Source organism: Paenibacillus zanthoxyli JH29 (genome assembly GCF_000520715.1).
In the GTDB taxonomy this organism is placed as follows: Bacteria; Bacillota; Bacilli; order Paenibacillales; family Paenibacillaceae; genus Paenibacillus_AQ; species Paenibacillus_AQ zanthoxyli.
Map to the genome: position 1 here is coordinate 1 of NZ_ASSD01000175.1, position 17,895 is coordinate 17,895.

Annotated in this window: 17 protein-coding genes and 1 riboswitch; of the genes, 6 read left to right on the top strand and 11 right to left on the bottom strand. The window is 49.9% G+C overall.

Annotated features, from left to right (window positions below):
- Window positions 1–106 precede the first annotated feature (106 nt).
- The 4 genes from L691_RS0106815 to L691_RS0106830 all read right to left on the bottom strand — a co-directional run bounded on the left by L691_RS0106815 (window position 107) and on the right by L691_RS0106830 (window position 2,653).
- Entirely contained in the window at window positions 107–295 is a 189-nt protein-coding gene (locus tag L691_RS0106815; RefSeq protein ID WP_025689581.1) for a hypothetical protein, read from the bottom strand.
- A gap of 10 nt (window positions 296–305) precedes the next feature.
- Window positions 306–686 (bottom strand): YidH family protein, encoded by a 381-nt coding sequence (locus tag L691_RS0106820; RefSeq protein WP_025689582.1) that lies wholly within the window; start codon window positions 684–686, stop codon window positions 306–308.
- A gap of 100 nt (window positions 687–786) precedes the next feature.
- Entirely contained in the window at window positions 787–1,233 is a 447-nt protein-coding gene (locus tag L691_RS0106825) for a MarR family winged helix-turn-helix transcriptional regulator (protein ID WP_025689584.1), read from the bottom strand.
- A gap of 76 nt (window positions 1,234–1,309) precedes the next feature.
- A complete protein-coding gene (locus L691_RS0106830; protein ID WP_025689585.1) occupies window positions 1,310–2,653 on the bottom strand; it encodes a voltage-gated chloride channel family protein in 1,344 nt (447 codons plus the stop codon).
- Between the two features lie 64 nt (window positions 2,654–2,717).
- Window positions 2,718–2,777, bottom strand: a riboswitch (Fluoride riboswitch).
- A 136-nt stretch (window positions 2,778–2,913) separates the two neighbouring features.
- Between L691_RS0106830 and L691_RS0106835 the strand changes: the two genes are divergently transcribed.
- A complete protein-coding gene (locus L691_RS0106835; protein ID WP_025689586.1) occupies window positions 2,914–4,161 on the top strand; it encodes a stalk domain-containing protein in 1,248 nt (415 codons plus the stop codon).
- A 127-nt stretch (window positions 4,162–4,288) separates the two neighbouring features.
- Here the strand turns inward: L691_RS0106835 and L691_RS0106840 are convergent, their stop codons facing one another.
- From L691_RS0106840 to L691_RS0106850, 3 genes are all read right to left on the bottom strand, one after another.
- Complete coding sequence (locus tag L691_RS0106840; protein ID WP_036735794.1) at window positions 4,289–5,179, bottom strand: Abi family protein; 891 nt, start codon at window positions 5,177–5,179, stop codon at window positions 4,289–4,291.
- Window positions 5,180–5,472: 293 nt separating this feature from the next.
- Entirely contained in the window at window positions 5,473–6,330 is an 858-nt protein-coding gene (locus L691_RS0106845; RefSeq protein WP_036735797.1) for a hypothetical protein, read from the bottom strand.
- 46 nt (window positions 6,331–6,376) lie between these two features.
- Window positions 6,377–8,452 carry a copper amine oxidase gene (locus L691_RS0106850; RefSeq protein ID WP_025689590.1) on the bottom strand — a complete coding sequence of 692 codons (2,076 nt, stop codon included), beginning with the start codon at window positions 8,450–8,452 and terminating at the stop codon, window positions 6,377–6,379.
- Window positions 8,453–8,724: 272 nt separating this feature from the next.
- Here L691_RS0106850 and L691_RS0106855 point away from each other — a divergent pair, with 272 nt between their 5' ends.
- Together L691_RS0106855 and L691_RS0106860 are read left to right on the top strand one after the other, a co-directional pair.
- Window positions 8,725–9,441 carry a response regulator transcription factor gene (locus L691_RS0106855; protein ID WP_025689591.1) on the top strand — a complete coding sequence of 239 codons (717 nt, stop codon included), beginning with the start codon at window positions 8,725–8,727 and terminating at the stop codon, window positions 9,439–9,441.
- A gap of 64 nt (window positions 9,442–9,505) precedes the next feature.
- Window positions 9,506–11,599, top strand: a complete 2,094-nt coding sequence (locus L691_RS0106860; RefSeq protein WP_025689592.1) for an ATP-binding protein — start codon at window positions 9,506–9,508, stop codon at window positions 11,597–11,599.
- 15 nt (window positions 11,600–11,614) lie between these two features.
- Here L691_RS0106860 and L691_RS0106865 read toward each other — a convergent pair whose 3' ends face one another.
- Window positions 11,615–12,133 carry a MarR family winged helix-turn-helix transcriptional regulator gene (locus L691_RS0106865; protein ID WP_025689594.1) on the bottom strand — a complete coding sequence of 173 codons (519 nt, stop codon included), beginning with the start codon at window positions 12,131–12,133 and terminating at the stop codon, window positions 11,615–11,617.
- Window positions 12,134–12,281: 148 nt separating this feature from the next.
- Between L691_RS0106865 and L691_RS30590 the strand changes: the two genes are divergently transcribed.
- From L691_RS30590 to L691_RS0106880, 3 genes are all read left to right on the top strand, one after another.
- Entirely contained in the window at window positions 12,282–13,040 is a 759-nt protein-coding gene (locus L691_RS30590; RefSeq protein WP_025689595.1) for a flavodoxin family protein, read from the top strand.
- Window positions 13,041–13,217: 177 nt separating this feature from the next.
- Window positions 13,218–13,679, top strand: coding sequence for a VOC family protein (locus L691_RS0106875; protein WP_025689596.1), 462 nt, complete (start codon window positions 13,218–13,220; stop codon window positions 13,677–13,679).
- Window positions 13,680–13,893: 214 nt separating this feature from the next.
- Complete coding sequence (locus L691_RS0106880; RefSeq protein ID WP_025689598.1) at window positions 13,894–14,481, top strand: MFS transporter; 588 nt, start codon at window positions 13,894–13,896, stop codon at window positions 14,479–14,481.
- Window positions 14,482–14,616: 135 nt separating this feature from the next.
- Here the strand turns inward: L691_RS0106880 and L691_RS0106885 are convergent, their stop codons facing one another.
- Genes L691_RS0106885 through L691_RS0106895 form a run of 3 tightly spaced genes read right to left on the bottom strand, consistent with a single transcriptional unit; the run spans window position 14,617 to window position 17,830 of the window.
- Window positions 14,617–15,078: a helix-turn-helix transcriptional regulator gene (locus tag L691_RS0106885; RefSeq protein WP_025689599.1), complete on the bottom strand. Its 462-nt coding sequence runs from the start codon at window positions 15,076–15,078 to the stop codon at window positions 14,617–14,619.
- Window positions 15,069–16,199, bottom strand: a complete 1,131-nt coding sequence (locus tag L691_RS30595; RefSeq protein ID WP_025689600.1) for a response regulator — start codon at window positions 16,197–16,199, stop codon at window positions 15,069–15,071. Before L691_RS30595 ends, L691_RS0106885 begins: the two co-directional genes overlap by 10 nt.
- Before the next feature lie 29 nt (window positions 16,200–16,228).
- Window positions 16,229–17,830, bottom strand: a complete 1,602-nt coding sequence (locus tag L691_RS0106895; protein ID WP_025689602.1) for a sensor histidine kinase — start codon at window positions 17,828–17,830, stop codon at window positions 16,229–16,231.
- Window positions 17,831–17,895: the final 65 nt, after the last annotated feature.

Sequence of the window (17,895 nt, forward strand, 5' to 3'; positions counted from 1 at the left end):
TGTCTGTTCGTTAATTGGGCAGACGTAGAAAAAAAACGCAGAAATACAGAAGGGCGCTGCTCCATTCCGGAGAGCGTCCTCTGTAATCTACGGCTTGTTCATCAAGTCAGTTATCCTTTTTCTTGCCGCCGCTCTTCATAAATTTCCACATCGCCAACAGGCAGCCGACCAGTCCAAGTCCGAGCAGGATCTGCTGCAAGGCGCCGAGCATTTTTGATTGATATGAAGGAATCTGGCTGCTGATGATAATGAGTATAATGGAGACGGCAACCATGATGCCGGTTCTGTTCTTCACTGTGACCCTCCTAAAATGGATTTCTGTAAAGCATTAACACGACCAGCACGATCAGCAGCAGTTCAATGGCAGTCAGGGAAAAGAACACCAGCCGGATGAGCATAGAGGACGAACGGAACTGCTCTTTGTTGATCCCGTCTCTTTTTCGCAAATAATCCCAGGTAGCTCCGGCTACCACGCCTCCCCCAAGCAGCACTGCGGAAATGCCTGCGATGGCCGCGACCATGTGGCCGACTCCGCTGTATCGGTTATCCCCGAACACGAGACCGGCCGCCAGAAAGCCGAGACCCACCAAGGCGACTGCGGTGCGAATCCAGGCCAGATACGTCCGCTCGTTCGCCAGATGCTGCTGTGTGTATCTCGATTCCGATTCATTCTCCTGCGGCGTCAAATGCTTCAACCCCTTAATTATTAAAACCCTTAATCCATCATCAGGTTGATGAATCAAGGGCTTATCTTTACTTTAGCGGCGCTGCTCCAGTAGTGACGGATTAAGAATCCGCCGAGCTTCCTTTGGCCTCAAGAAGCTGGTTCAGCACACTCTCAAGCTCCCTGCCTGGAAGAGCATCCAGAAGAACGGATTGAACGGTGCTGTACGCCCGGTCCACCTTCTCCTGGCCATACGGGGTTAATGAAGTATAGACGCTTCTGCGGTCCTCCTCGCATACATGCCTTTTCAGCGCACCGCAGCCTTTAGCCTCGAACCGGCTGACTAACCGCGACATCGCGCTCTGGCTCAGCCCAACCATGGATTCGAGCTGTTGCAGACGCAGCTTTTTCCCGGGTGCTTCGGACAAAAACAACAGCAAATAAAATTCCTTCAGGGACATCCGATGTCTTTCTTGCAGCGCTTGTTCCAGCCTGCCCGCCGTATTCGACTGAATATGGGTCAGCGCCAGCCAGCCGGCCATAAGCCCGTTCGATTCCGCAAATTCCATATGGTAAATTCCCTTTCGTCTAAGCTACCTTTATTATATCATCCGCGCATTCTTTTCACACGGCGTATACAGGGCTTTATCTTTTGACCGGATCGTGAGTTCCCTTGTCCTTCTGCTTCCTCAGATCTTTCACACCTGCCAAGGTTGTCCCTTGAGGGATCGGCAGGAGATAGCTCTTGGATGTCCCGATTAGCTGAGAGGTGTAAATGCCCGTATGGCCCGAGAACAGATAGCTGACGAGACAGGCAATGAACATGTAAATCGCCGCGTCCGACCCGAACAGCTCAATTCCCATCAGAAAGCATGCGATTGGAGTGTTAGTTGCGCCGCAAAATACGGAGATAAATCCGAGACCCGCCAAAAATGGAGCGTATAGATGAAAAAATCCGGACAGCGCGTTCCCCAGAGTGGCCCCGATTGCGAACAAAGGAGTCACCTCGCCTCCCTGAAATCCGGCTCCCAAGGTAAGAGAGGTAAAGACCAGCTTGCCCAAAAAAGCGAACGGAGAAACACTCTCCGTAAAGGAGTTCTGAATGAGCGGAATACCCAGCCCCAAGTAATCGCGGGTTCCCAGCAAATAGACCAGACCGATGATGACCACACCGCCCACCGCGCTTTTCAGCATAGGGTTCTTGAACAGCCTGGTGTACCCTTTTTTCAGCGCATGCGTCAATTCACTGAATGCAATACTGGTCAGCCCGAACAGGATCGCAGCGACTACGACCTTGAGGACGACAATCCACGTTAAACCGGGCACTTCGCCGATATGGTAATGAATATGGGAAACGCCCCAGAACGATGTCGTGACCAGATTGCCCGTAAAAGCGGCCACAAAAGCCGGAATCAGCGCTTCGTGACTGATTAACCCGATCGCAAGCACCTCCAGGCCGAACACAGTGCCCGCCAAAGGAGTTCCGAAGATTGAGCCGAAGCCGCCACTTATGCCGCAGATCAGCAGGATTTTGCGGTCGGCGGACCGGACGCGGAGTATTCTGCCGAACCATTCGGCCAGGCTTCCGCCCATCTGTACGGCTGTACCCTCGCGGCCCGCAGACCCGCCGAACAAATGCGTGACCAAGGTTCCGAATAAGACGAGCGGGGCCATCCGCAGCGGAATCGTCTCATTGCCATTGTTGATTTGTTCAAGAATCAGGTTGTTTCCCTTCCCGCTGTTCTTGCCGACCTTTAGATAAAGGAAGCTGACCAGCGCCCCGCCGAGCGGAAGCAGAAACAGCAGCCAGGGATTTGCGATTCTTACATCGGTCACATAATCCAGACTTTTGAGGAAAAATGCGGAAGCCGTACCGGAAAGTATGCCCACACCGCTCCCGAGGACCAACCATTTCAGCAGCGTGCCCGCTAGAGCGGCAATCCTCCATTTTTCGCTCCACAGCGCCCGCTTTTGTCTTGCAGCATTCATCTTCTTCTTTCCTTTCCTATGAAAATATCCATAAAAAACAGACTCCTACCAGGGAAGTGAAAATCCTCTGGTAGGAGTCATCAGCCTCGCGGCGGTTACGGCGAACTCCATCGCCCTGTATTAGTTAGGACGATTCTAAATCATTTTCGGGAGATCGTCAATGATATAACTTATAATAGAACTTATACGCACAGCAAAACCATTTCGCTTTTTCTTAGTCTAACTATACATAATGAATCCATCTACAAGGTGATGAACTTATGACGATACGCAGAAACGCACTGCTTTCCATTCTCGCCCTATCTCTGTTATATGCATCCTCCGCTCACGCGGAGGATGCGGCCAAGCCGAGCACCCCGCCGGCTGAAACGACCTCTCGGACGGCCGGAACCGATCCGGCCGCCGGGACCGTTCAGGCGGCTCCGGATGCCCAGACTATCCAGCCGTCCCAGACCATTCCCGCACCGATATCCATTTATCTGGACGGCTCGCTGCTTCAGACCGAGGCCGAGCCGGTTAATGTGAACGGCACGCTGCTCGTTCCCATGCGGCGTCTGTTTGAGGGGCAGGGGGCCAAGCTGTCCTGGAATAATACGGATAAGACGGTCACGGCCACGAAGGACGGCACGACTCTGACCTACCGCATCGGGGATCTTTCCGCCACGGTGAACGACCGGATAGTGGAGCTTAATGTGCCCGGGCAAATATCCGGGGGATATACGATGGTTCCGCTGCGCTTCATCAGCGAAGCTCTTGGCAGCACCGTTACCTGGGACCAAGCGGCCCGCTCCGTCCAAATCTCCACGATGACCTTTGAAACGACTATCCGGTGGGGCGTCAATCTGTGCAGCTCGCCGGATTCAGGCAGCGGCCCGGCGGATGGGGCAGCCCCTTCGCTGAAGCTGGTTAGCCGTTCAGCGGATGTTGGCGTCCGTTCACCAGCTTCGGCTCCCAGTTCGCCGGATACGGGCGGCGGCGCAGACATCCTGGGGCTGCTGCCTACTGGATCAAAAGTCCATGTCGTGCGCGAAGTAGACGCCTTCTGGCTGGAGGTGCGGACCCCGGATAACCAAACGGGATACATATCCGCAAAACCGAAGTACACCGACTATACCAGCCCGTCCCTCACCGATAAGCAGACGGACGAGCTGATCGCCTACGGCGAGACCTTTCTCGGTACGCCTTATGTATTCGGAGCCTCGCCGGATCAGACAGGCAGCTTCGACTGCTCTTCCTTTGTAAAGCGCGTCTTTCAGGATACGCTCGCGGTTGACCTTCCCCGCGTGTCCTACGACCAAGCCAAGACCGGCACGGAGATCGGGCTGGACGAGCTGCGCAAAGGCGACCTGCTGTTCTTCAGCGCGCGTGATTTGAACATCGGGCACGTCGCTATCTATGCGGGGGACAACCAGCTGCTGCATACCTATTCGGTGAAATACGGCGTCCGCACCGAAGCCTTCAGTGACTATTGGAAAAAACGGTTCGTGACGGCGCGGCGGGTGTTTTGAAATTTTGACTACACTAAAGGCACAGTCTCACCAATTGAACAAGTGGTACTGTGCCTTTGGTTTTTAGGAACTGATTCTTGCGATCATCATCCTCTTGGGTTACGGATTTCATACAAACCGTAGATTGTTACTGCCCGATTTGTCTCCTACTGATTAACAAAGCCTCCCAATCTTCCGGGAATCCTATACGATCCAACTCTACAACTTCTTTATACTTTGTAATCAATGCCTCCAAACGTGTTATGAAATCAGTCCATTTTTCATAATCTGGAATCAGATGCTTAAGAGCAAAGAGATGTGCGAATATTTTATTTTGTTGAATGCCTAATTTTTTAGCATGAGAACTCAATCTCGGTTTACTGGTTAGAGGGCGATTATAGAGTCTGCCATAGTGGGCACAAATATTCCGAACATAAGACAAACATTGTAACCAACTTTCAAGATAAATTGCCGGAATATAATAGTTGCTTCTTGCAATCTGATTTTTATCTTCATTCTTCATGTTCTTGAACAGTTTCGATAAAGCTCCAAATGAAAGAACTTCAACTGCCACCCAAATAGGAATAATGCCGTTATATTTCTCGAAATGATGCTTAATAAATATTTCTTGGGACCGCTTAAATTCCTTGTTTAACTCATTCAAGAAAGAGCTATGGTATGTAGAGTTCTCAAAATGCGTTCCATCTAAATACCCTAACGCCCCATATTTATGAGCGATAAGATAAGAAATATGAGTCCGAAAAGCAATCTCGATCTGTTCGGTCATATCCATAAGAAGATATCGAAATTGATGATCAAACTCGTATAGAGCGCAAATTCGGGAAAAAGTAACTCCTGGATTATATCGATCATCTCTCTTTAAACTTAAGCCATAGGCGGTCAGGCGATAGTAGTTAACCCTCTGCAGCGTGCGAATTGCTAAATCCTCATTATCAATAATCAAACCACGGCTTCTTAGAATTTCAATTTGCTGCTCAAATGTAGCTGGCGCCTTTACATGCGAAATCTCCTGATCCATTAAGTTTCCTCCGGATATAAAAAGGCCCACCTTGGTACGCATTGTTAAGAGGCGTGGTGGGATCTGTTACCTATATTATACATCATATTCCTATTAACGTCAATTCAAAAGCGAGCATCCTTGCATACTGAAAGATACCAGAACCCGTTTGTGCTTTTTTTTGCGGTGGAGCTTACCCCAAAATAAAACTGTACGGCAGTCCTCCAAGCACAGGATATTGGATTGCTGGTCACCTGTTCACCTCTTCATTCTTACGAGTGCAGCTTCTTAAATCTGCCCGCTATCGGGACGCTTTAAGGAACCTCAATCGTGAAAGGAACGGTGACAATCCAGCTGCTCCGTTTGAATTGCCCCCACATTTTATAGATACCGCTCTCCGGAAATGCAACCGAAAAGGCGGCCTGCGGGCCGGAGGAACCCCAATTCAGCGGGTGGACATGGAGAAACGTTCTCGCCGTGCTGTCCACGATCATCACATGCCCGACCGCCCCCAGGTATAGCTCCAAATCGCGAACGGGCCGACCTGTCCTTGAATCTTTGAAGGTGAAGGTCATCATGGTGTTCATCTTGGCCATCAGATGGTCGTAATGAAGGGAAACCTCCATGCCATCAAACTGGCCGCTCAGTTGTGCGTCAGGCTTGAGTGGCTGCGGCGCTGGCTTCTCGCCGGGAACTTCCACGATTATGCTGCGAGTCAGCGCATGATACCCGGTTGGCGTAAAATCAGCGAACAGCGTGTACGGACCACCGCTTGGAAAAGTAACGGCAATTTCAAAGCTTCCGTCGCCGTTGTAATTGGGGTGAATATGCTGGAAATGCTGCAGGTCACCGCTTACGGCAACGAGGTGCAGCAGCTGTTCATGGACAATGTCCAGCTTGGTCAGCGGCTTCCCCGCTCCGTCCGCAAGCTGCAGCTTTAGCATGGCCGGTTTGCCCGCTTCAGGCTTACCTTCCGGCCACGACCAAACCGCCTCGATGGCTTTCTCGGCCGATGTCTCGGCTGCGGCGCCGCCATGAGCATGTCCCATGGACAAGGACATCGGGTCCAAATACGGGTCCTGCAGCTCCTCTTTGGCGGCAGCGCCGCATCCGGAAAGCATGACCGTAACGACAAGGATAAACACGGACAAGCGGTTGCACTTCAGCTTCATTTCCCACTCCCTCCACTACCCGAATACATATCCGAAGTTATCCCTATTATTTCTTCGTATCGCTTTCCGTCGGCGCAGGCAGATCGAGAGTCGGCGTCCGGTCAATAAAATTGAACGGCTTCAGCATCGCCGACGCCCATTCGGTCGACATCATCGGCCACTCCTCCGAACGCGGAATGTGCGTTGTTCCCGTCGTAATCCAGACCACGTCATCTTTTTCATAGATATCCCGGTCCTGAGATGCCCATTTCGCAAGCCCTGTATCGTTCGGGTTCTGGTTGATGTACTTGCCCTCGGGGTAGATTTCGTCCGGTGAATAAGGAGTTACCCAAATATGCTTTTTCAAATAGCCCGCACGCTTGATCAGATAGTCGTCATCCCCGAACAGCGGGTCTTCTGCGAAAGGATGAGTGCCGCCCGCATTCGCGATAATTTGGTAGCCGGTCAAGTAACCCAATTTGTTCTTCTTCTCCGGGTTGGTAACAAGAACAACCTTGTCCGGATCGAATTTCTGTGCGGCTTCGAGCTCCGTATGATAAGTCTTCTGCTCCAGCACCATCTCCGTCTTCTTGCTCGGATTGCCCGTAATCGGCGCCGCTTTCGGATCAAGCTCCAGCACGGTATTCTTCTCGCCGTCCACATCCATGTCGAGGCGGAAATTATAAATATGCTGGTGATACACGGCCACCGTATGCTTATCGACAAGTGTACCGTTGCGGATTTCCGCATTGTTCGGATCAATATAGTGCTCGTCCGTACTCTTTACGCTGGTTGCTGCCGCGCCTTTCACCGCCTCAATGCCGGATGCGCCGACGTTGATCTTGATATTCGCGTTCTGCTGGAACACATAATCGAATGTATAGTCATAGTTCCCGACTGTGGAGATGAACCGGACGACAAGCTCGAGACGGGCCCGGCTATCGGTCACTCCGGCCTCGCTATGCGTCCAGTCGGAATCGGCGTAGCGCTCGAAAATCCCGATAACCTTCGGTGACGTGTACGGATTGCCGTTATCGTCGTTAAGCGTGGCGTCAATGAAAGTGGTATTGTTCGGCACGTCTGCGCCTAGCACCATCGGACGCCCAAGCTTGCCGACGCCGTATTCGCCGGAATCCATGTACGTCTTCCAGTACCAGTTCAGGCCGGGGTCGCCATATGGAACCGTCATCCCGCCAAGTCCGCCGCTGTACATAACTTTGCGCTGCTTGCCATGATCGTTGAAGGTCGCTGCGGAAATGACGGGACCGCGGCGCGCGTCCAGAATAACGTGGAATTTCCAGCCCTGCCAGCTGATCTCCTGCCCTTTGATCGTATAATTAACGCCTTTAGGCTGAGTGATGACGATCGGTTTAGCCGGCTCTCGTGTGCTGTCTTTGTCACCTTTCCGGTATCCATGGTCGTTCATCGGCACCGGGATCACACCGTCATCCTCGACTTTAAGCACTTTTTTCTCATCTATATCAACGGTTACAACCAGGTTCTCGATCGGATGGGTAAAAAAGTTGCCGTCCCCCGTGTCCAGATAGGCCGTGTATTTGTACAGGCGGCGGTTGGGATCGGCGTTGTCCGGTCCGTAATAGCCTACGGTAAGACCGACCAGCTTCACCTTGTTTACTTTGCCCGCCAGCCCGCGCTTTTTCAGCGCTGCCAGGAACTCGGGATTTTTGTACACCACATCGGACGGATCTTCGGCAAAGCTCACCATCGCATATCCGCCGGTTGTGTTCTCTTTCCATTCCACGATTCGCTTCGAATCGAGATCCACAACTCCTTCGTACACTTTACGCTGCTCGGAGATAACGAACGCCGCCTGGCGCGGAAGCTTGTTCGCCTTCATCTTTTTGGCCGCGTCGCTTAACAGCACCCAGTTCCATACCTTCTTCTTGTCCGGCTCCTTCAGCGTAATCTCGGTAAAGCGCATGTCCTTTTTGTACTTCGAGCTGTGCTTGATAATATAAGACACCGACCTAATCTCCTGCTCCGTCAGCGGATTCAGCGGATCATACGCCACTTTCGGAGCAACGATCGCCGCCGCCTCGGATTTCCACGGTGACCCCGGAATTACGCTTGTCAAAAACAGCGCGGCCGCCGCAGTTCCGGCCAGAATCATTTTCTTTTTCATCAAACATCCTCCCCATTCTTAAAGATCAGTTCGCTCAACCCAACCCCAATTAATGTGAGGTATGTTAACGTATAGAGCTTGGCTGTTCGTCCTGCTATTCGAATGGTACTCATCCAAAGTAAAGATTCTAAGGTGTTCCAGGTAAAAATGATTCAAGTTTTTATTAAATTCAGGTAAAGTGGAATTAGGCTCGATACTTCACCGCATTAACTGTTAACTAACTTGACATAGTTTCAGTCTTGTTTGACCAGATCATGGGGAGGGATTGTACCATGCCGGGAGAGATGATCATGCTCGTCGATGACGAAGCGGATATTGGAGAAATCATTGAAATGTACGCGGTATCGGACGGTTTTCAATTCCAGCAGGCGATGAACGGGGCCGAGGCGCTTCGGATGGTGGATGCGTATTCGCCGGAGATCATTATTCTTGACGTGTTTCTGCCGGATATTGAAGGCTACGAGCTCTGCCGGCAGCTCCGCGCGGTCACTGATGCCCCTATCGTATTTCTTACCTGCAAATTTACGGAAATGGATAAAATCATCGGACTCAGCGTCGGCGGGGACGATTATATGAGCAAACCGTTCAGCCCGCTCGAGCTGATTGCCCGGATTAAAGCCCATTTGAGACGCACCCGGATGGCAATGCGGCGGATGGAGGAGCCGAGAAAGGCCAGCATACTCGCCTCCGAGTCGCTGCAGGTGAACCTTTCCGCGCATGAAGCTTATTTGTACAGCCAGCGCCTGGAATTATCCGCGAAAGAATACCAGCTGCTTACCTTTTTCATGAATCATTCCGGACAGGTGCTTACGGCGGAGCAGCTGCTGGACAAGCTGTGGGGATACGGCAAGGGCCTTGGCAGCAAAACGCTTCAGGTGCATATTGGCAACCTGCGGCGCAAAATCGAGGACGACCCGGCCAGACCCGAACGAATCGTAACGATTCGCGGCGTCGGCTATAAATTTTGCGAGCATGCGGCGATTATTTGACTTCTGCAGGCACCTCCAGGACCGATTCGCGCCAAAATCGCTGGCGGCGCAGCTGCTGTGCGTGATGCTACTTAGCGCCGTCGGGCCGCTTTTGCTGATTGGCTGGTTGACAAACGAGTCGACGCGAAGTCATTTTGATACCTATGCCAAGATGCAGACGGGTCTTGTTGAACGGGATTACGTAACCATCTACCAATCCTACTTGCAGGAGCAGATTTATGCCATCGACGCTGAAATGCGTAAGGTCGAGCATGCCGTAACAACCGCCCGAAGCCAAGCCGAGGCCATCCTTAACGGCGGCGCGCTATATCCCGGCCGGCCGCTTGCCCTTACCTCTCTCGGAAACGGGGCCTATGTCGAGGACCACGGCAGATGGGCCATCAAGCTGACCAAGGAACCTTCAAGCGCTTTCCCGAGGTCCATGCTGCGGGATTTGGCGCTCAGCACCTATCTGAACCCTTTTTTCGCGGGAGAACTGGACCGTAATCCTAATATTATTGCCATGTATTATATGCATCCGCTGGGCGGTACGCTGTATTACGGCTCTCAATCGGGATATGGCCGTCTTTTTAACGGAGAGGGTCCTATTACCGGCTATGCCTTCTACCAGGATGCCCTGCAAATTTCAAGTTCGGAGGATAGGGTGGTCTGGACGAAGCCGTATTGGGACATCACTCCGAATGGCCGAGTCTTCACAGCGACGGCGCCTATATATGACAGCAGCGGTACGCTTCGGGGTGTCGTCGCCGCCGATGTTACGGTTGATGATTTTGTGGCTCATGTCCTGGGTGCCCATTTTAAGAGCAGCGATGCTTTCGCCTTCCTGCTTGGCGCGGATTATCAGATGATGGCCGTTCAGCGCCAGGGCGCCGCAGTGATCGGTCAGCTTGATCCTGAGGAATTCATAGCGCTCGCGGAGGGCAATGGGTACGGACAAGCCATGCTAAACGGCCAGACCAAAATGCTGTTTGCCAAAAAAGTGCCCGCCACGGGCTGGTATTTGGGCTACGTGCTGCCAAAAGAACGGCTGCTCGCCGGTGTGACCCGCTCCTCCTCGGAGCTCACGGCCAGCACAAGCAAGCATCTGTTCCATCAATTGACGCTCATTTCCATCATTTCCTTCCTCCTTTGCACCGCGCTTGCCGTTCTGCTATGGCTAAGAATTTCCCGCCCGCTTAAGCGGCTGGACGGTGCCTTTCATGATATGGGCAACGGACAGTTCCGATTAACACTTAAAGATACGCGCATCCGGGAAGTGCATCGGCTGCTTCAGTCGTTTAACCTGATGTCCGCACGAATCGGAGAGCTGATGGAGCAGCAGACGAAGCTTCAAGAGGAGCTTGAGCACAAAGTCGAGGAACGGACACTTGCGCTAAAGCAGGCGAATCATGAGCTGCGGCAGCGGATCGACGAACTGACACGGCTGGGGAACTGGCGGAAGAAATGGTTCTCCCATATCTCGCATGACTTGAAGACCCCCGCGACGATTGCCGGAGGATTCATTGATGCGATCATCGACGGCAAAGTCCAGCCGGCGCATATCCCGCGCTATCTGGGCAAGATTTCGGACCGCCTGTGGACCATTAACCAGTTGGTGCAGAATCTGCATGATTTAAGCTTGCTTGAGACCAGACAGACCCGATTAAAATTGGAGACGATGCCTGTATATGCCCTGCTGGAACGATTGCTTGCTAAATGGAACGACCCTCTTGTTCTTAACGGCCGGACATTGAACTGCGAGCTGCCGATGATCATGGACATGCCAGTCACCGCCGATGTCCACTATTTGGGCAGAGCGGTCGACAATGTGCTGGATAATGCAGTGAAATACTCCCATCCGAGCTCTGCCATTACCATTCAAGCCCGGATGGCGCCCCGTTCCGTGCTGCTGCATGTGAGCGATTACGGAATCGGCATACCTTCAGAGTCGCTGAAGCATGTGTTCGACTCCTTCTACCGGGTCGATCCTGCGCGCAACAGCGGCGTTCCGGGGAGCGGGCTGGGGCTGGCGATCGCCCGCGAGGTCCTTCATATGCACGGCGGCGAAATTCATGCCTCCCTGAACGAGAATCCCGGATGTACGTTTACGATCGAAATCCCGCTGGAGGAAGCAGAGCGGGACGTTAGAATCAAAGACCCCGTTAGGCGTAATGCCTGACGGGGAATTTTCATATCATTTATTTATCTCTTTGATTCCAATTCTTATATGCTTTAAATTTTCTATAAAAGATTTTAAGCTTTCACTTTCCAAAGATCCCAGCAGTCTGCTTAATAAAGCGAAATGCTTTGGACATAGCTCATCCATAAGTTTTACACCCTTTTCAGTTATTTTAATTGTCAGCATTCTCCCATCAGAAGGATGTTTACATCTTTCTACAAGCATATCTTTTTCTAGACCATCTAAAAGTCCACTAATTGTTGCTCTTGTAACATTTAATTGGCTGCTTAATTCAGATGGTATTAATTGATGATTATCCTTGTTGTACAAAGTCATAAGTACAGAAAATTTGCCATCAGATACCCCATATTTTTGAAATTGACTATCCACTATCTTGAAAATTTCATCTGTAGTTCTAATTAAATATAAACATGCCTGAATAGCATTTATATTTAAAGGGTTATTTTCATTTGAATACTTTAGCAAATCCTCTTTTTTAGGTATGTCTTTTAAATCGAAATTAAAATTCCCCATAATATCCTCCACATAAATAGATTGACAAAATTAATTAGCCGCCTTATCATAATAGTAAATTAATGGTATATTTTTGTCTATATTTTTTTAGCCATTTAGTTAGGCGCCTTATTATATATCTAATTTAGGTGAAAGGAATGATACAGTTATGAAAGTATTAGCAATAAATGCAAGTCATAGGGGAGAAAAAGGATTTACTCAGTTTTTAATCAATCAAATTAGAAGTGGAGTTATTGATGCAGGCTCTGAATTTGAAACAATAGTTCTTAATAAATATAAAATTAATCAATGCTTAGGTTGTGAATTGTGTCACACAGAAAAAAGTTACTTGAAGTGTATTTATGAAGATAAAGATGACATGAAAGGTATTTTGGAGAAGATGTCTAAGGCAGATATTATTATATATGCTACGCCTATTCATGTTTTCAATATGTCAGGATTAATGAAGAACTTTATTGATAGGTTTAACTCTACAGGGGATATAAGCAAGGTTACTGTATCTAAAAAGGGGCTATTTTTTCATCACATAGATGCCAATATTTGCTCGAAACCTTTTGTTTTATTGACTAGCTGTGGAAACATTGAAAATGAAACATCAAAAAGCGTAGTATCTTACTTTGAAACTTTTTCTAAATTTATGGATGCGCCAATGGTTGGTGTCCTTATAAGAAAGTCTAGCTTTTTACTAAGAAATATGGATGAAAAATCAATTCCTAAAAAAGCTATAATACTTAATGCGTTTCGTGAAGCTGGGAGAGATTTAGCTACAAAAGGCACAATCAGTAAAAAAAGCAAAAAGTATGCTGAATTAAATATTCTACAATTCCCTGTTTTAATAAAACTTTTAATGAAGATAAGACCTCTGAAGTCAACACTTGTTAAAAGTGGATTGATTAAATTAAAATGAGCACTAAATGTGTAACATAAGAAAGTATAGACATCAAATAATTTTCATATATCTATACTTTCTTATTTTTACAGTACATTACTTATAGCGGGTAATTGCATTTAAATATGTAATATATTTAAATCTTCGCTTTGTGAAAATATAAAACCGACTATGATTAAAAAGGAGAAAAAGAATATGATTAAAGAAAGCATGCAACTCCAAGGAATTCATCACTTGAAATTTACTGTCTCAGACCTTGAGAATAGTCAATCATTTTATGAGAGGGCTATAGGGGCGCGACGCATCACAGCTTATGATCATCGCCATAGTGACGGTTCGCTCTACGCTATAATTTTGGAAATACCAGGCTTAGGTACATTACTAGAGCTCAGACTTAACCCAAGTCGTGCCAAGAAAGATTGTGGATTGGATCCAATAACGATAGCTGTAAAAGATAGAACTGCATTGGAGAGTTGGATTGAACATTTTGATACAGTTGATATCGAGCATTCATCGATTCTCACTGCACTCATAAGCTGGCTAGTTGTGTTCGAGGATCCTGATGGGCGCCGATTGAGACTTTGTACACTAGAGACACACAGCCCTGAAATACTATCAGACGAAACATCCTCTTGGCTAATAGACATTAACCGATAAATAATTTTCTCAATAATAAAAATTTGCAATATTAGCCTAACTTTAACTTCCAAGCTTCTTTTTTAATTCAATCCATTGTAATATGCCTGTTGCAAATAACAATCCTAATATACTTTTTAAATCTATTTTTATCACTTTTTTATTATAAAATATTTTATAATTATTTACTAATTATGTATAAAAAAATCATACTATACTATTCATTAAGTGGTAAATGGCGACCGGCGTGTTCGAGGCATTCCGCACTTTGGTCCGGATTCCGGCGCTGCTCGTCGCCTACGGGGCGGCGGTAACGATATTAATGAGCTTTGTCACCATGTTCTTCGGGCTTAACGAATTTGCGGTAAAGCAGCTGCATCTGTCTCCCGAGCGCATTCTTTGGCTTAGACTGATCAGCATGACCGGAGTGGTATCCGCGTTGTTTTGCGGTTCCTGGATTCGCCGCTTCGGGCCAGTTCGCGTCCTCGTGGCGGGATTTCTTACCGCTGCGGCTGGATTGGCCGGGGAAGCGGCGTTATCCGGCGTCAATATGGCGCTGTTCATCGCCGCGACGGTTGTCTTTGTCGCCGGAATCGCCGCAGCCGTTCCAGCGATCATTTCCCGGATCGGCCTGCTGGGTTTGGCCGCACGCGGTATGGCTCTGGCGCTCTACGGATTTTTTGTATTCGTTCGCAAGTCTGGGCCCAATCCTGGCCGCTGCGCTGATGCCCTTCGGATTCGCGGCTTTATGCGGGACGCTGTCCGTCATCATGTTTACGGCAGCGGCCGTTTCGGCGTGGAGCGCCAAACCGTCCGCGGATGAAGAACGTCTGAATGCAGTTAATTCTTAAAGAGGAGATGAATCTGAACAAGCCTGCGACCGCGTCCACTTGATTAGCGAACGAAGGCCACAGGCCTTTTTTCGCCCTAGAAGTCTCCCTTGGGGCCTGTGATAAAGTCATGACGAACAGCTTTCTCCGACTCTGATCATATGGTCCTCTCTGTACTGGCCGGGGCTTACGCCCACATGCTTCTTGAACACCTGGCAGAAATACCGCTGGTTATCGTACCCGACGTGCTGTGAGATTTTGGAGATTTTGAAGCTGCTCTCCCTCAGCATCCGTTTCGCCTGGTGAATGCGCAGCAGCGTGACATATTCAAGAATCGTCTGCCCGGTCGATTTGGAATATAAGTGGCTTACATAGGAAGAGTTGAGATCGAACCGCTCCGCCAATTGGTCGAGCTGGATATTTTCATGATAGTGCGATTCCAGATAAGCCTTGATTTCTTGAACCACCTTTTCCTTCAGGGTCGTCTTCGTTACGTTCAAATAGAAATGCACAGCCTGTGCACAATCGTGGCACTGTTTCCGCAACAACGCCCAATCCGGCGCTTCCAGCAGCCCTTCGATTAGCCGCAACGGTCCCCGATCACGCTCCCGATCTTGATTCCATAATCCCGCTCGATCAGATCGAGCAGCCGGTTCACCCACTGGGCGGCGGCTTTCTTCAAGGAAACAGGAGCCATCCATCGCCCCCTCCCCCACTCCGTCCAGCGTTCGAGCAGCTCTTCAAACGGTTTCTGTTCGTAGCGGGTAAAAGATTCAATCTGCTCTGACCAATCGGAGAGCCATCGTTCGGAAGCGCGGGCGACCTCCGGCCAAGCGTTACCGTCCGTTACCGGAACGCCGAAGAACAGACCCATTTGACAAGCCTGGTCCGCCGCCAAAAAAGAGAGATGAGCATCCATGATTCCGCTTACAACCGGACCGATTCCAAACGACAAAGCAGGATCGTCCGAGTCCGGGGAGCTGTCATCCGAAAACGCTGAGGCCGCAGCCATCAGAATTTCCGGTAATGACTCGGATTCCTCCAGGGCCGCCATGCACAACAAGATGACTTTCTGCTGCTCGTAGAGCAGCTCCACGTCGATTCCGCGACTCGACAAAAAGCCGAGAAGGGCATCCGTACCGCCATTGTTCTTCATCCGTTCGAGCCAGAGCGCCGCCGCGCTTCCGATCACGATGGCCGCGAACTGGTCATACCGTTCATACGGCGCCCTATCGAACGACGGACGTTTGGCATGGACGATGAGATCGGTAAACACCGCCCGGTCCAGCGCTCTAGCAATCCGCAGCTCCGGGCGGTTCCCCGCCGGGTCCCTTTTACGCTCCAGACGCTCAATCGCTCTTACGACGGTCCGGGACACTTCCTCAAGCTCAGCCGGCTTGATCAGATAATCCACCGCCTCCAGTTCAATCGCTTCTTTGGCATATTCAAACTCGGAATATCCGCTCACGATGATGCATTCCGCTTTGCAGCCTTTCTCCTTCAGGGCACGGATCAGCTCCAGACCGCTCATCCCGGGCATCCGGATATCGGTCAGGACAACGTCCGGATCGGACTGCAGAATCCGTTCCAGCGCCTGCCTGCCGTTGTTGGCCGTCCCCGCAATGCTTATCGCGGATACGTTCCAGTCGATCATGGTTGATAGCGTTTCCACCACAAGCTGTTCATCATCCGCTATAAACAGTTTATACATGATGTGTCCCCCACCTTCATAGCCAGATGTTAATCGATGATGCCGATCTCAAGGGTAACTTTGGTTCCGGCGCCCGGAACGCTGTCTATGCTAATCCCGCGGTCTTGACCGTAATGCAGTTGGATTCTCTCCTGTATATTCCTTAAAGCATATCCTCTTGGCCTGATGACCCCAGTATCAAATCCCACTCCGTCATCCTCGACCTCGAATACCAGCGTCTCTCCTTCCCTTCGGCCCCGAATGGCGATGTTCCCTTTGTCCTCTTTTAGCTCGATTCCATGAAAGATCGCATTCTCCACCAGCGGCTGAATCAGGAGCTTCAGCATGCGGATCTGCTCGATTCCCGGCTCGATGTCGATGTCCACCTCAAATTTTCCATTATAGCGGACGTTTTGAATCTCCAGATAATTTTTCACCTGATCGATTTCATTGCAGACAGTCGTAATATAATCTCCGTTGTTCAAGCTCAATTTAAAAAAGTTGGAAAGGGACATCGCCATTTTGGAAATATTTTTGGCGCCGATTCGCTCCGCCATCAAATAGATGGAATTCAGCGTATTGTACAGAAAATGAGGATTGATCTGACTCTGCAGCGCATGCAGCTCGGCCTCCTTTTCCTTCAGCTTGGCTTCGATCAGTTTGTCGGACAATTCGCTGTTGGTGCGGAAGGTCCGCAGGAATTGGTTGCCGATCTTTCCGATTTCATCCTTCTCCTCAAAGAGGATGCCTTCGATTTCCTCCCGTTTGGCCGCCTTTCGAGCGACGGAGGAGAGCAGGGTCAGCTGCTTGGTGATCCGTTTGGAGATCAGATACGAACCATAGGCGGCGAGCAGGAAAGCTACCAGCGTCAAGGTAAGCGTGACATTGCGAATCAGGACTACTTCCGAATTGATGTTGGAGTAGGGGATCATGCTAACCACTTTCCACCGGGTCCCCGGATTTGTATCGAAGGTGACGACATACCGTTCACCATTGATCGTATCGATGCGGGTGCCACGTTCAGGCAGATCGTAGAGCAGGTTCAGTTCCTTTTGCGGAATCTGCTGCAAATCGGCGGTCCGGGAATTGTAAAAAATCACTTGATTCTGATCCAGAATCATCAGATGCCCGTTCTCCGCATTCGTGATGTCTTTGAACATTTCGTCGAACACCCGTCTGTCAATGGAAATGATCAGCATGCCGATCGGTTCGAGCGTATCCAGGTTGTTTAACCGTTTGCCATACAGCAGCAAATCCGGACTATTTTTGACGAGACGGACCTCATCGCTGTTCAGCCACAATCCCCGTCCCCCCATGCCGCCCACCTGCCGATACCATTTCGACCGGGAGACCGCCTGATAGATATGGTCGTAAGTGAAGCGGTCCCATTGGTTCGTGATGATCAGCTCCCTTTGCTCACTGCCGACGTACACATAACGAATATACGATTTGTTGTTGGAAATATTGACGATCAGGTTGCGGGTGGCATTCTGAAGGTCGTAGATTTTTTTGAAATCATTCTTGTCATAAGAAAGGAAGTTCTGAACATCGCGGGAAGACAGCATCAGCTTCGAAATCGTCTCGACGTCATTCACGAAGGTCTGGATATTCCAGTTGATGGAGCCGAGCAAATTGGAGGTGGTGTCGGACACCTTTTTCCTCGTAGTGCACGAAATCGCTTGTGCGGAGCTCGAACCAGGAGGTCCCTTCTCCGTGA

Coding starts and splice junctions, on each gene's coding strand:
- L691_RS30590 (WP_025689595.1), top strand. CDS start 12,282: ATGAAAGTATTAGCAATAAATGCAAGTCATAGGGGAGAAAAAGGATTT.
- L691_RS30595 (WP_025689600.1), bottom strand. CDS start 16,199: ATGTATAAACTGTTTATAGCGGATGATGAACAGCTTGTGGTGGAAACG.
- L691_RS0106840 (WP_036735794.1), bottom strand. CDS start 5,179: ATGGATCAGGAGATTTCGCATGTAAAGGCGCCAGCTACATTTGAGCAG.
- L691_RS0106860 (WP_025689592.1), top strand. CDS start 9,506: ATGCTACTTAGCGCCGTCGGGCCGCTTTTGCTGATTGGCTGGTTGACA.
- L691_RS0106855 (WP_025689591.1), top strand. CDS start 8,725: ATGCCGGGAGAGATGATCATGCTCGTCGATGACGAAGCGGATATTGGA.
- L691_RS0106825 (WP_025689584.1), bottom strand. CDS start 1,233: ATGGAATTTGCGGAATCGAACGGGCTTATGGCCGGCTGGCTGGCGCTG.
- L691_RS0106880 (WP_025689598.1), top strand. CDS start 13,894: ATGGCGACCGGCGTGTTCGAGGCATTCCGCACTTTGGTCCGGATTCCG.
- L691_RS0106875 (WP_025689596.1), top strand. CDS start 13,218: ATGATTAAAGAAAGCATGCAACTCCAAGGAATTCATCACTTGAAATTT.
- L691_RS0106830 (WP_025689585.1), bottom strand. CDS start 2,653: ATGAATGCTGCAAGACAAAAGCGGGCGCTGTGGAGCGAAAAATGGAGG.
- L691_RS0106845 (WP_036735797.1), bottom strand. CDS start 6,330: ATGAAGCTGAAGTGCAACCGCTTGTCCGTGTTTATCCTTGTCGTTACG.
- L691_RS0106865 (WP_025689594.1), bottom strand. CDS start 12,133: ATGGGGAATTTTAATTTCGATTTAAAAGACATACCTAAAAAAGAGGAT.
- L691_RS0106850 (WP_025689590.1), bottom strand. CDS start 8,452: ATGAAAAAGAAAATGATTCTGGCCGGAACTGCGGCGGCCGCGCTGTTT.
- L691_RS0106835 (WP_025689586.1), top strand. CDS start 2,914: ATGACGATACGCAGAAACGCACTGCTTTCCATTCTCGCCCTATCTCTG.